General features: G+C 63.1%; 12 protein-coding genes and 1 pseudogene. 7 read left to right on the top strand and 6 right to left on the bottom strand.

Annotation, left to right across the window (positions count from 1 at the left end):
* Window positions 1-2: 2 nt before the first annotated feature.
* Window positions 3-638 carry a TetR/AcrR family transcriptional regulator gene (locus tag NKJ06_RS14475; protein ID WP_352630076.1) on the bottom strand — a complete coding sequence of 212 codons (636 nt, stop codon included), beginning with the start codon at window positions 636-638 and terminating at the stop codon, window positions 3-5.
* A 93-nt stretch (window positions 639-731) separates the two neighbouring features.
* On the opposite strand from NKJ06_RS14475, the gene NKJ06_RS14470 reads away from it, so the two are divergent.
* Window positions 732-1388, top strand: a complete 657-nt coding sequence (locus tag NKJ06_RS14470) for an O-methyltransferase (protein ID WP_352630078.1) — start codon at window positions 732-734, stop codon at window positions 1386-1388.
* A 170-nt stretch (window positions 1389-1558) separates the two neighbouring features.
* Here NKJ06_RS14470 and NKJ06_RS14465 read toward each other — a convergent pair whose 3' ends face one another.
* Window positions 1559-2467 (bottom strand): LysR family transcriptional regulator, encoded by a 909-nt coding sequence (locus tag NKJ06_RS14465; protein ID WP_352630080.1) that lies wholly within the window; start codon window positions 2465-2467, stop codon window positions 1559-1561.
* A 145-nt stretch (window positions 2468-2612) separates the two neighbouring features.
* Here NKJ06_RS14465 and NKJ06_RS14460 point away from each other — a divergent pair.
* A pseudogene (locus NKJ06_RS14460) lies at window positions 2613-4124 on the top strand (MFS transporter).
* A gap of 35 nt (window positions 4125-4159) precedes the next feature.
* Here the strand turns inward: NKJ06_RS14460 and NKJ06_RS14455 are convergent.
* Entirely contained in the window at window positions 4160-4819 is a 660-nt protein-coding gene (locus NKJ06_RS14455) for a response regulator transcription factor (RefSeq protein ID WP_352630084.1), read from the bottom strand.
* 140 nt (window positions 4820-4959) lie between these two features.
* Entirely contained in the window at window positions 4960-5388 is a 429-nt protein-coding gene (locus NKJ06_RS14450) for a hypothetical protein (protein WP_352630086.1), read from the bottom strand.
* Window positions 5389-5552: 164 nt separating this feature from the next.
* On the opposite strand from NKJ06_RS14450, the gene NKJ06_RS14445 reads away from it, so the two are divergent.
* Complete coding sequence (locus NKJ06_RS14445; RefSeq protein WP_352810010.1) at window positions 5553-5903, top strand: DUF952 domain-containing protein; 351 nt, start codon at window positions 5553-5555, stop codon at window positions 5901-5903.
* Window positions 5900-6976, top strand: coding sequence for a quinone-dependent dihydroorotate dehydrogenase (locus NKJ06_RS14440; protein ID WP_352630090.1), 1077 nt, complete (start codon window positions 5900-5902; stop codon window positions 6974-6976). The genes NKJ06_RS14445 and NKJ06_RS14440 overlap by 4 nt, the downstream gene beginning before the upstream one ends.
* A gap of 428 nt (window positions 6977-7404) precedes the next feature.
* Here NKJ06_RS14440 and NKJ06_RS14435 read toward each other — a convergent pair whose 3' ends face one another.
* The gene (locus NKJ06_RS14435) at window positions 7405-8742 is read right to left on the bottom strand and encodes an MATE family efflux transporter (RefSeq protein ID WP_352630092.1); all 1338 of its coding nucleotides are present in this window, start codon (window positions 8740-8742) and stop codon (window positions 7405-7407) included.
* A gap of 132 nt (window positions 8743-8874) precedes the next feature.
* Here NKJ06_RS14435 and NKJ06_RS14430 point away from each other — a divergent pair, with 132 nt between their 5' ends.
* Window positions 8875-9780: a histone deacetylase family protein gene (locus NKJ06_RS14430; protein ID WP_352630094.1), complete on the top strand. Its 906-nt coding sequence runs from the start codon at window positions 8875-8877 to the stop codon at window positions 9778-9780.
* Here the strand turns inward: NKJ06_RS14430 and NKJ06_RS14425 are convergent, their stop codons facing one another.
* Window positions 9781-10044: a DUF6460 domain-containing protein gene (locus NKJ06_RS14425; RefSeq protein ID WP_352630096.1), complete on the bottom strand. Its 264-nt coding sequence runs from the start codon at window positions 10042-10044 to the stop codon at window positions 9781-9783.
* 254 nt (window positions 10045-10298) lie between these two features.
* On the opposite strand from NKJ06_RS14425, the gene NKJ06_RS14420 reads away from it, so the two are divergent.
* Together NKJ06_RS14420 and NKJ06_RS14415 are read left to right on the top strand one after the other, a co-directional pair.
* A complete protein-coding gene (locus NKJ06_RS14420; protein ID WP_352630203.1) occupies window positions 10299-11318 on the top strand; it encodes a glycosyltransferase family 2 protein in 1020 nt (339 codons plus the stop codon).
* Complete coding sequence (locus tag NKJ06_RS14415) at window positions 11311-12012, top strand: class I SAM-dependent methyltransferase (protein ID WP_352630098.1); 702 nt, start codon at window positions 11311-11313, stop codon at window positions 12010-12012. Before NKJ06_RS14420 ends, NKJ06_RS14415 begins: the two co-directional genes overlap by 8 nt.
* The last annotated feature ends 7 nt before the right edge of the window (window positions 12013-12019 follow it).

The raw sequence follows: 12019 nt of genomic DNA, 5'->3' as shown, positions 1-12019 counted from the left end.
TCTCAGCGCCGGTGTCCGAGGCTTTCGAGGTAGGCGCAGAACATGTCGGCCATGCCGTCGGCGTAGCTTTCGATCTCGCCTGGCGTTCGAGGACTTCCCGAAAAGTCCTTACCCACCGCGCTGAGTGTCGTGATGATCAGGTCGCCCGCCAAGGCACGGACGGCTTCCCCAGCCTCGGGCAATGCCTCCCGCAGGAAGGTCTGGACGGTGCGCTCGCCCGAGGCTTTCGCCTCGTGCGCTTCGGGCGCGTCACGGTAAAAGGGTGCGGCGTCGTTGAGCGCCACGCGCAGCGCAGCCTCTTCGCACTCCGAGCGGATGAAGGCGTGGACCAGTGCGCGCAGCCGTTCGAGCGGCGGTCGCTGGTCATTCTCGAGTATGGTGCGCAGCAGGCCACCCGTCTGCCGCCACTCGTCGCTCTGGAGCCTGAACAGAAGTGCGGCCTTGTTCGGGAAATACTGATAGAGCGAACCGACACTCACCCCGGCTCTTTCGGCGACGCGTGTGGTGGTGAAACGCTGCGCGCCCTCGCTCGCCAAAACCTGAACGGCAGCCTCCAAAATCGCCGCGACAAGGTCCGTGGCACGGGCCTGTTTGGGCTGTTTTCGTGAGGAAATCGAAGGACTTGGGCGTCCGGTCATGGCTCGGCCCGGCAATGCGAATTGGAAACCTGAAGGATTATTCGTATTTTTCGGCACAGCACAAGCACGCAGCCATTTCGACCGGAGACTTTCATGACGACGCTGACCGATGCCCCGCTGGCACCCCTGCTCGCCCGCCTGTTCAAGGAAGCCAATGCCGCGACCAGTCCGGCGGTGGCCGCACTCTCGCACGAAGAGCGGGCGCGCCTGCTCAACAGCAAGACCGAATATGTCGATTTCTACGGACGGCTGAAGGATCTCTGGCTCGCGATCTCGCCGGAGACCGGCACGCTGCTCTATATGCTGGCACGGGGCAGCGGCGCCCGCATCATCATCGAGTTCGGAACCTCGTTCGGCATCTCGACGCTCTATCTTGCCGCGGCGCTGAGGGACAATGGCGGCGGCCGTCTGATCACCACCGAGTTCGAGCCGTCCAAGGTCACGCGGGCCAAGGCCAACCTGACTGAGGGCGGCCTCATCGACCTGGTGGAGGTCCGCGAGGGAGACGCGCTGCAGACGCTGAGCGCCGACCTGCCGGATACGATCGACCTGCTGCTTCTCGATGGCGCCAAGGCGATCTACCCGGAGATCCTGAGCCTGGTCGAGAGCCGCCTGAGGCCGGGCGCATTGGTCATCGCTGACAACGCCGATTTCTCGCCCGAATATCTGGAACGCGTGCGCTCCCCGGCATCGGGCTACATGTCCACGCCGTTCGGCGAGGACGTCGAGCTGTCCGTGCGGCTCGGCTGAACGGTCTCACCGCCGCATAGGATTCAACACGCGGCTCAAACCTCCATGTCGAAAGGTCCAAAATGTCGGCAGGCACTCACCTCTAGCCTCTTTGTTTTGACGCGATTCCCAAGGGAAAGCGCTATGCGCTTTTCCCGGGAAAACCGTTTCACACTTTTCCTGGAATTGCTTTAGGTCAGGCTGTCGACCATCTGGGAACTGCGGAACCGAGGCCGCCCGGCATTGCCCCCCACGGGCGGGCGATGCTCGCGAAAGGCCATTGCAAGGGTCCTCAGCGCCTCGCGGGACTTGGCGTCCGTGAGCGTCGAAAGCAGCACGATCTCGGAGGGTGGCAGCGCCGGCAGCCCGAACTTCCGGCTGACCTCGATGGTGCCGGAAGGGGCAAGCCGGCAGGAAAATACCGAGGCTGCGAGGCCGGCCGAGACGGCTTCGGCAACGGCGAAGGAGCCGCAGCCAAGGAACACTTCCGTCCACGGTATTCCGACAGCGTCGAGCGCGCGGGTCGTGATGTTGCGGATACCGCAGGATGGCGAGGATGCTGCCAGGCGCAGCGGCTCGTCGGCCCGGTGGACGAAGTTCGGGGCGGCGTACCAGCCGAAATGTTCGGGCGCCAGCACTTCACCATCGCGCCGGTCGTCCTCCCGGCGGATGATCGCCGCATCGATCTCACCGCGATCGAAGGCGTCCAGCAGGTCGCGCGAATCATCGAGTCTCACTTCGATGGTGAGCGCCGGGTCATGCGCATTGAGCCGCGCCAGCAATGTCGGGACCTCCGCGCCTCCGACATGGGTGGCGATGCCCAGCGTGAAGCGGCGGCGAACCGAAGACAGGCTGGCAATGGCGCGGTCGTGCGCGGCGAGGAAGTCGCGCGCGGGTTGAAGAAACACCGCGCCCTGCGCCGACAAGCGCACCAGCCGAGGTGTGCGCTCGATCAATTTCTGGCCGACGCGCTCTTCCAGCCGCTTCAGCTTCACGCTGATCGCCCCTTGCGTGCTGCCAAGAGCCTCGGCCGCGCGCGTGAAGCTTTGAAGATCGGCGATGGCAACGAATGTTTTCACAGCATCTACGTCCAGCGTCATGTCAGCTATCCGCACTTGTTGTCTCTGAAATAGCCAACCATGCAATTCTAAAATGATCAAGCCTCGCCTACGCTGGCCATACGCGCGCCGGGCGAGCTGTGATGGATTCGCCGATTGCCGCCCAATACGTTCGAAAGGTTGAACCATGCCTACTGCACTGACCCGCCGAGGCATCATCGTTCTGTTTGCCGCCTGCCTGGCGTGCCTGATGTTCGGTCTGGAGATTTCAAGCGTTCCCACGATCCTGCCGACACTGGAGCAGGTGCTGCACGCCGACTTCAAGCAACTGCAATGGGTGATGAACGCCTATACGATCGCGGTCACGACGGTGCTGATGGCGGTCGGCACGATCGCCGATCGTTACGGCCGTAAGCGTGTCTTTCTGGTCTCCATCGCCGCCTTCGGCCTGACATCACTGATCTGCGGCGTCGCCGAAAGCGTCTCCACGCTCATCGTCGCCCGGTTTCTGCAGGGGCTGAGCGGCGGTGCCATGCTGATCTGCCAGCTTGCCGTGCTGTCGCATGAATTCAGGGAAGGACGCGAACGCGCTGTCGCCTGGGGCTGGTGGGGCGTCATCTTCGGCACCGGCCTCGGCTTCGGCCCCATCATCGGCGGCGGCATCGTCGCGGTCTCGAGCTGGCAATGGGTGTTTCTCGTCCACGTGCCGGTTGCTGCGCTGGCATTCGCCCTCGCTCTGATGGGCGTCCACGAATCGAAGGATCCGCAGGCGGGCAAGCTCGACATAGCGGGCATCCTGACGCTGTCGCCGTCGGTCTTCTGTCTCGTCTTCTACATCATCCAGGGGCCGGATCTGGGTTTCTCCAGCCCAACCGCGCTGGCGATCCTCGGTATCTCGATAGCGAGCTTCATCGCCTTCCTCATTGCCGAGAAGGTCAGCCAGCGGCCGATGTTCGACTTCTCGGTCTTCCGGATCCGGCCCTTTTCCGGCGCCATCGTCGGCTCGACGGCGATGAACCTCAGCTATTGGCCTTTCATGATCTACCTGCCGATCTGGTTCCACGCCGGGCTCGGCTATGACAGCGTCTCCACCGGCCTTGCCCTGCTTGCCTACACGCTGCCGACGCTTGTGCTGCCGCCCGTGGCAGAGCGACTCACGCTGCGTTACAAGCCCGGCATCATCATTCCGGCAGGCCTCGTCATCATCGGCGTCGGGTTCATCCTGATGAAGTTCGGCAGCGCCGCCGCGCAACCGGATTGGCTGACTATGTTGCCCGGCTGCCTGCTCGCAGGGACTGGTATGTGAATAACCAATACACCTGTCACCAACACGACGACGGGGTCCGTTTCGAGCGACCGCGCCGGCATGGCTTCCGGCATCGACATGAGCGCTCGCATGGTGTCATTGGCGCTGAACATCGCGGTGATGGGCTTCATCCTGGCGAACGGTGTGCTGGCGCATCTGGGGCAAGCGTTGCCTGACCTCGACGCCGCCCAATTGCGTCTCGTCGCCGAAGCGATCGCTGCTGGAAATCCCATCTCCGGCCTCGCCGCTTCGGTCGCTCAGGATGCGCTGCGGAACGGCTTTGGCTGGGTCATGCTCTATGGCGGGATCGGCGTCTGGATCATGGCCGCTATCAGTTTCGCGAGCTTCAACCCCAGGCCGATGCGGAGGACGGAAGTTCAGTGCTCTGATTGAACAATGTTCCGATTGAACAGGGACCGCCCTGGCGATCAACCCGCCGGCTGCAGCGGGTCGCTGCCGATCTTGGACAGGAGGATCACCGCCTGGGTGCGGCTGTCGACGCCGAGCTTCTGCAGGATGGCCGAGACATGCGCCTTGATGGTGGCCTCGGAGACGCCGAGTTCATAGGCGATCTGCTTGTTGAGCAGGCCCTCGGCCAGCATGCCGAGCACGCGGGTCTGCTGCGGCGTCAGCGCCTGCAGGCGCTTGATCAGGTCGGATATTTCGGGATCGCGCTCGACGCCGAGATCGACGCCGACGGGTGCCGCAATATCGCCGGCAAGCACTGACTGCACGGCGCTGCGGATCTCTTCCATGCTGGCCGATTTGGAGATGAAGCCGGAGGCGCCGAGATCGAGCGCCCGCCTGATGGTCGCCGGATCGTCATGCGCCGACACCACCACCAGGGGCACCGCCGGATGGATGCCACGCAGCGAGATCAAGCCGGAGAGGCCGCTGGCGCCCGGCATCGACAGGTCGAGCAGCACCAGATCGATATCCTCGTTGGCAACGACCAGCGCCTTGGCGCTCTCGAAATCGCCGGCCTCGTGGATGGCGGCGACATTGCCGATGCCGGCAAGTGCTTCGCGCAGCGCGCCACGAAACAGCGGGTGATCGTCGGCGATGACGAAAGAATAGCCTGCCGGCAAATGTCCCTCCCCGAATCCCCCGATGATTTTTAGTTTTTCCGGGATCAGTTGGACGATTATGAGGGGCTGCGCGCTGTTTTCAAGCGGCAAAGCCAGCGCGCCGCGTTTTCCCTGCTGAAATCAAAATGCTACAGCGACGCTCAGGTCTTCTGCGAATTGAGCTGGGCGCCGTTGTCCTTGTCCATATCCTTGACGATGCCCATGAAGCCGCGCAGGAAGCGTTCCATGTAGCTCATCGTCTTGTTGAAATCCTCCTCGCTCGGCAGTTTCGATTCGAGGCGGGCGGAGAGCGAATTTTCGAGCTTGGTGACGCGCTCGTCCATTGCCTTCATCGAGGTCTGCAAGCGGTCGACCTCGTCCTGGAAAGCGGCACGTTCGTCGGCTGCCATCTTGCAGACGAGCTGGCCGGAGCGCTCCTCGCAAATCGACATGGCGCCGGTCTGCATATCCATACGGACGTAGCCATTATCAGACTTTTCCAGCTGGTAGCGGTCGGTTTCTTCCGAGTATGCTGAAGCCGCGACCAGCGAAACGAGCGCGGCGGGGATCAAGATGTGCTGCAGACGCATGTTGTCCTCCATGGCCAAGGCCTGAAATATCGCATGTTTGCGCCGGAAATGGGGAAGACCCTTGGCGTGGCCTTTCCCGCGTGGCTGGTTCGGACGCATTTTGACGCAATTTCCGGACGGAAAACCGTTTCACACTTTTCCTGGAATTGCTCTATAGCGCAACCATGTCTCAGATTATCTACAAGATAACCCCGCAAGCGCCTTGGCGCGAGGCCGAAACACATGGCCGCTTCACCGGCGCGCCGATCGATGTCGCCGACGGCTTCATCCATTTTTCCACGGCGGCGCAGGTCAAGGGAACGGCGGCAAGGCACTTTGCCGGCCAGACCGACCTTCTGCTGGTCGCCATCGACGGCGCCAACCTGGGCGCAGCGCTGAAATATGAGGTTTCGCGCGGCGGCGCGCTGTTTCCGCATCTTTATGGTCCGCTCGACCTCAAGGCCGTGCTGTGGGTCCGACCACTGCCGCTTGGCGCCGATGGGGTGCACCAGTTCCCGGCACTGGAGGGGCAATGAGCGTGCTCGACCGGCTTGGCCAGAAGCTGCTGTTCACCTTCGATCCGGAAACCGCGCATGGCCTGTCGATCGCGGCGCTGCGATGCGGTCTGCCGGTTGGGGCATCGGCGACGCGCGATGCCCGGCTGAAGGTGACGGTCCGCGGCCTCGAGTTTCCCAATCCGCTCGGCATGGCTGCGGGCTATGACAAGAATGCCGAAGTGCCCGACGCACTGCTCGGCCTGGGTTTCGGCTTTGCCGAGGTCGGCACGATCACGCCGCTGCCGCAGGCCGGCAACCCGAAGCCGCGCATCTTCCGGCTGACGGCCGACGACGCGGTGATCAACCGGCTGGGCTTCAACAATGAGGGCCATGCAGCGGCTGAAAAACGCCTTGCCGCACGCAAGGGGCGTGGCGGCATCGTCGGCGTCAACATCGGCGCCAACAAGGACAGCGGCGATCGCATCGGCGACTATGAGCGCGGCGTCGCCCGATTTGCGCAATACGCCAGCTATCTGACCGTCAACATCTCCTCGCCCAACACGCCGGGCCTGCGCAACATGCAGGCGCGCGAACAGCTTGGCGAGCTTTTGTCGCGGGTCATGGCCGCGCGTGCAGCAGGCGCTGCGCAGCCGCCGATTTTCCTGAAGATCGCCCCGGATCTGCTCGAGGCGGAGTTGGAGGACATCGCCGCCGAGGTCACCGAGAAACGGATCGACGGTGTCATCGTCTCCAACACCACCATCTCCCGACCGCCGCTGCGCAGCGGCGCTGCGGTGCGCGAAACCGGCGGGCTCTCGGGAAAACCCTTGTTCGAACGCTCGACCATCGTGCTGGCGAAGATGCGCAAGCTGCTTGGCGCGGACCGCGCCATCATCGGCGTCGGCGGTGTCGATTCCACCGAGACGGCACTGGAAAAGATCCGCGCGGGCGCTGATCTCGTCCAGCTCTACACCAGCATGATCTATGCCGGACCGGCACTGCCGGGCCGGATTGTCGCCGGGATGGCACGCTTTGCCGACACAGAACGGTTCGGATCCATTCGCGAGTTGCGCGACAGCCGCCTCGACTTCTGGGCGTCCAAGCAACTCTGAAGTGCTCTCAGGAGCGTAGATTGCGACTGACGGCCCGCTCGCAGATGGTGCCGCCGATGCCAGATAGTTTCGCATAAGCTCGCCCTGGAACAATTGGTGCATCAAGTCTGTTGGAAGTCGACTGGAAGTGCAAGTTCATCCGACGGCGCGGCAGGGCAACGAATTCGGTTTAACGGGTTCCTTCGGAGCCTTCGCCGGCGCGTAGGCTGACGGAAACGAAAAACCCGCCTGAGCGGCGGGTCACTGGCGCAAATCAACACCATGGACAAATATGTACCATAGCTGAGGGCACGAAGTCAAGAAAAAATTCCTATCATGAAAAGCTGCCGGCACAAAAGCTGCCGGCACAACCGAACTGGCTGCCGCCAGGCTGTTGCTAACCTGGGGTTCGGAGATCTGGAGGGCGCAGGGCCTTCCGGGGTCACTGTCTAGAACGCGGTTCGTACCCTGAGCCGCAGGATCGTCAGCAGGCTGAAGCCGCGTGCTAGCAGGAAAACGTGCAACGCCGCCCAAAGTCCATTGTTGCCGAAGGCAGGCGCAAGGGTCAGCAGCGCGGCCGCGAAAACGAGAAACGACAGCAGCATCATGTTTCGCATGTCGCGCGACCATGTGGCGCCGATGAAGACACCATCCATCTGGAACGCCAGCACACCGCTGAGTGCTGTGAATGCCGCCCACGGCAGGTAGATGTCGGCCACCGAACGGACTTCCTGCGACGTCGTCACGAGGGCGACCAGACTGGCGCCACCAAACAGCAGCACCAGCGTCGCGGCACCCGCCAGCCCAAACCCCCAGAACAAGGTCAGCCGCACCGCCTGGCGGAATGGCGCGGCAGCACGCGCGCCGACGGCACGGCCGGCCAGCTGTTCGGCGGCGGTGGCAAAGCCATCGAGGAAATAGCCGGCGACGAGAAAGAAATTCATCAGCACGGCGTTGGCGGCCAGCGTCACCGTGCCGAACTGCGCGCCCTGGCGGGTGAATAGCGCGAAGGCGGCGAGCAACGAGAACGAGCGGATCATGATGTCGCGGTTGAGCGACAGCATGCGCAGGAAGGCGGCCATGTCGAGCAGGCGATGGCGCGGCAAGGATGGGGCCGCCCGGAACCGGCGGATCACGATCGCCAGGCCGAGCAGCATGGCAAGCAATTCGCCGGTGACGGTCGCCCAGGCGACGCCGGCGACGCCCCAGCCGAGCTCCAGCCCGAGCAGGAAGCAGAGCGCGATGTTGATGCCGTTCAGCACCAGTTGCAGCATCAGCCCGAGCCCACCCTCGCCGCGTCCCAGCACATAGCCAAGGATGGCATAGTTGATCAGCGAGAAGGGTGCGGCGAGCAGCCTGATCCTGATGTAGACGCCCATCGCCTCGCTGACGCGCGGTTCGGCGCCCATGAATTTCTGCCCGGCGATGGCGACCAGGGGCGCAAGTGCCGCGAGCACGATGCCGGCGACAACCGCGATCAGCACGGCGCGCCAGAACACCGCCTGTTCCTCCAGGGCATCGCCGCGCCCGAACGCCTGGGCGACGAGGCCAGTGGTGCCCGAGCGCAGGAAATTGAAAGTGGTGAAGACGACGTCGAAGATAAGCGCGCCGGCCGCCAGGCCGCCGAGCAAGGCGGCGTCGCCGAACTGTCCGACGACAGCCGTGTCGACCAGGCCGAGCATCGGCGTCGTCAGATAGGCAAGCGTCATTGGCACCGCGATGGCGAGCACGGACCGGTTGGTGACGACAAAGTATCTGGCGTCGGCTGGGGTTGCACCCTTGTCCAAGGATTGCTGCCTTGCTGATTGCGGCTTGATCGAACTGCCGATGTGCCCCATTTTCCCGCCACCGCGCAATCACTCTTCCCGTGACGGCCAACCGAATTCCCCGGTCTGGCGCGAGCCCGCCGGATCCAGTTCATGCCTCTGCAGATCGTCCATCACCCCGACTACAATGCCGGCTTCGCGGTCAACCATCGCTTTCCGATGAGCAAATATCCGCTGCTGATGGATGCCTTGCACGCACGCGGACTGGCCGGACCCGACGCACTCAACACCACCGAACCGGCGCCGGCGTCATGGCTGAAGCTTGCCCACGCGGCCGACTATGTCGACCAGGTCATCGGCTGCCGCGTGCCCGAAAAGATCGAACGCGAGATTGGTTTTCCGATCGGGCCCCGTGTCTCGCTGCGCGCGCAGCTTGCCACCGGCGGCACGGTGCTCGCGGCGCGGCTCGCCCTGCGCCACGGCATCGCCTGCAACACCGCCGGCGGCAGCCATCATGCGCGGCGCGCGCAAGGTGCGGGCTTCTGCACCTTCAACGATGTCGCAGTCGCCGCGTTGGTCCTGCTCGCCGAAGGCGCTGCCACAAACATCCTGGTCGTCGACCTCGACGTGCATCAGGGCGATGGCACGGCGGATATTCTCGTTGATAATCCGCGCGTGTTCACCTTTTCCATGCATGGCGATCGCAACTACCCCGTGCGCAAGATCGCCTCCGACCTCGATGTCGCGCTGCCGGATGGCACGGGTGACGCGGCTTACATGGAGAGGCTCGCCGCCATCCTGCCGGAACTGCCCGCTCAAGTGCATTGGGACATCGTCTTCTACAATGCCGGCGTCGATGTCCATGCCGAGGACCGGCTTGGCCGGCTGTCGCTGTCGGATGACGGACTGCGCGCCCGCGACGACACGGTCATCCGCCACTTTCGCACGCAGGGCATTCCGGTCTGCGGCGTCATCGGCGGCGGTTATTCAGCCGATGTGGCATCGCTCGCAGCGCGCCACGCCATCCTGTTCGAGGTGGCGTCGGACTACGCCCGATAGCTACTTCCGGTAGTTGGCGAGCCTCAGCAGGATGAAGGCTGGCACAACGATGGCCGCACCCAGCAGGATGTAGCCAAGGAAACGGTCGATGGCGTGGAAGCCTAGATTCCACAGATCGATGAAGAACTTCTGGATGCCGTAGAACACATCCATCGGCGACCAGCCGAAGGCATTCATGACCAGGCCGACGAGGAAAGACACGACCAGCAGTTTCAGGATCACCTTGAGCGGCGAGTCGCCGAGAAAGCGCGTCAGTGCGGACAAGGCCCGTCTCCAGATTGAGGTACCCAGACTCGAGGGCGTCGGCCCAGACATACGCACTTGGCTTGCCGGCTTCAAGCCGACAATTATACGGGATGCCGAACACCTCGAGCGAGGCATTGCATGGCCGCGAGCAGTGCCAAGGGCGCATGGCAGACCGCCGACCGACGACCGCGGCCGATCCCGCTGGCTTATCTGTTTTCTAACCAATTGCCGCTATTCCCAATCGAATAGCGGGAGCAAGGCTTTTGGTGGAGATGGAGAAAAACACCGCGCGACGCGCAGTCATGCTGTCGGTGGTCGTCCCATGCTACAATGAGGTGGCCGGGCTGGGGGAACTGCATCGGCGGGTAACGGCCGCATGCCTGGAACAAGGCTCTTCCTACGAGATCGTCCTTGTCATCGATGGCGCGACCGACGGTACGCGCGAGGCCATTTTGCAGCTGGCAGAAAAGGACGACCATGTCGTCGCCATCGACCTTGCCCGCAATTACGGCCACCAGATCGCGTTGAGCGCGGGTCTCGAATTCTGTCGCGGCCAGCGCATTCTCATTCTCGATGCCGACCTGCAGGATCCGCCTGAACTGCTCGGCGCGATGATGACGAAGATGAACGAAGGCTTCGATGTCGTTTACGGCCAGAGGCTGACGCGCGACGGCGAAAGCTGGTTCAAGCTCGCTTCCGCCTCGATGTTCTATCGCCTGCTGCGCCGGATGGTCGACGTCGACATAGCGCCGAACACCGGCGATTTCCGCCTGATGAACCGCCGCGCGCTCGACCATCTGAACGCGATGCCCGAACGCTACAGGTTCATTCGCGGCATGGTGAGCTGGATCGGGCTGAAACAGGTGGCTTTCCCCTATGAAAGACACCGTCGCTTTGTCGGCACCACACATTATCCCCTGAAGAAAATGGTTCTTCTGGCGGTCGACGCGATGACCAGCTTCTCGATCGTGCCCCTGCGGTTCGCCTCGCTGCTCGGAATGATGTTCGGGCTTCTGGGACTGGTCGTGCTCGGCTACACCTTGTTCGAATGGTCGATCGGAAACGTGTTGCCCGGCTGGACCAGCCTTGCCGCGATCGTGCTGATCCTCGGCAGCGTCCAGCTTATGGTGCTTGGCATTTTCGGCGAGTATCTCGGGCGCATGTACATGGAGACAAAGCGGCGGCCGCTCTACTTCGTCAACGAGATCGTTTCGCGCAGCCAGGCGGCCGAGGACGGGGAACTGCCCGTCCATCGCCTGCAGGAGATGGCAAAGAGGGCGGCACGTGCTTGAGGCGGAGTTCGACCAGTTTGCGCGGGAATATCAGGAGCAGCATGCCGCGAGCATAAGGCTGAGCGGCGAAACGCCGGAATTCTTCGCCAGGTACAAGATCGACGACATTGCCGCGACGTTGCGGCGGGCTGGTGTGAAACCGCGGCGGATACTCGACTTCGGCGCCGGCGTCGGCAATTCGCTCGGCCATATGCGCAGCGCGTTTCCCGACGCAGAGATCACCTTGCTCGATCCCTCGCGGGAATCGCTCGACATCGCCAGCAAGCGCTTTCCCGGCCAGGCCGCCTTCATGCATTTCGACGGCAAGACAATTCCTTTTGCCGACGGCAGCTTCGACCTCGCCTTCGCGGCTTGCGTCTTCCACCATATTCCCGAGGACCTGCAGATCGGGCTGCTCGCGGAGATCGGTCGGGTGCTGGCCGATGGCGGCAGCTTCTTTCTTTTCGAACACAATCCGTGGAACCCGCTGACCACGCACGCGGTGAGAAACTGCGCCTTCGACGAAAACGCGGTTTTGATAACCTCCCGCGAGATGCGCAGGCGCATGGCCGAGGCGGGCCTTGCCAACACAAGGATTATCTACCGGATTTTCTTTCCTCGGCTGCTGGCGAGGCTGAGGCCGTTCGAGCGCTTCCTCACCAAGATACCTGTCGGAGCCCAATATTTTGCGCATGTGGTCAAGCCTGCCGTTTGACTTCCCG

Origin of the sequence: Mesorhizobium sp. M0293 (assembly GCF_040321735.1) — a bacterium.
In the GTDB taxonomy this organism is placed as follows: Bacteria; Pseudomonadota; Alphaproteobacteria; order Rhizobiales; family Rhizobiaceae; genus Mesorhizobium.
This window is presented reverse-complemented; position numbering and strand designations above follow the sequence as displayed.

Coding starts and splice junctions, on each gene's coding strand:
- NKJ06_RS14445 (WP_352810010.1), top strand. CDS start 5,553: ATGTCTCAGATTATCTACAAGATAACCCCGCAAGCGCCTTGGCGCGAG.
- NKJ06_RS14440 (WP_352630090.1), top strand. CDS start 5,900: ATGAGCGTGCTCGACCGGCTTGGCCAGAAGCTGCTGTTCACCTTCGAT.
- NKJ06_RS14475 (WP_352630076.1), bottom strand. CDS start 638: ATGACCGGACGCCCAAGTCCTTCGATTTCCTCACGAAAACAGCCCAAA.
- NKJ06_RS14465 (WP_352630080.1), bottom strand. CDS start 2,467: ATGACGCTGGACGTAGATGCTGTGAAAACATTCGTTGCCATCGCCGAT.
- NKJ06_RS14430 (WP_352630094.1), top strand. CDS start 8,875: ATGCCTCTGCAGATCGTCCATCACCCCGACTACAATGCCGGCTTCGCG.
- NKJ06_RS14450 (WP_352630086.1), bottom strand. CDS start 5,388: ATGCGTCTGCAGCACATCTTGATCCCCGCCGCGCTCGTTTCGCTGGTC.
- NKJ06_RS14470 (WP_352630078.1), top strand. CDS start 732: ATGACGACGCTGACCGATGCCCCGCTGGCACCCCTGCTCGCCCGCCTG.
- NKJ06_RS14420 (WP_352630203.1), top strand. CDS start 10,299: ATGGAGAAAAACACCGCGCGACGCGCAGTCATGCTGTCGGTGGTCGTC.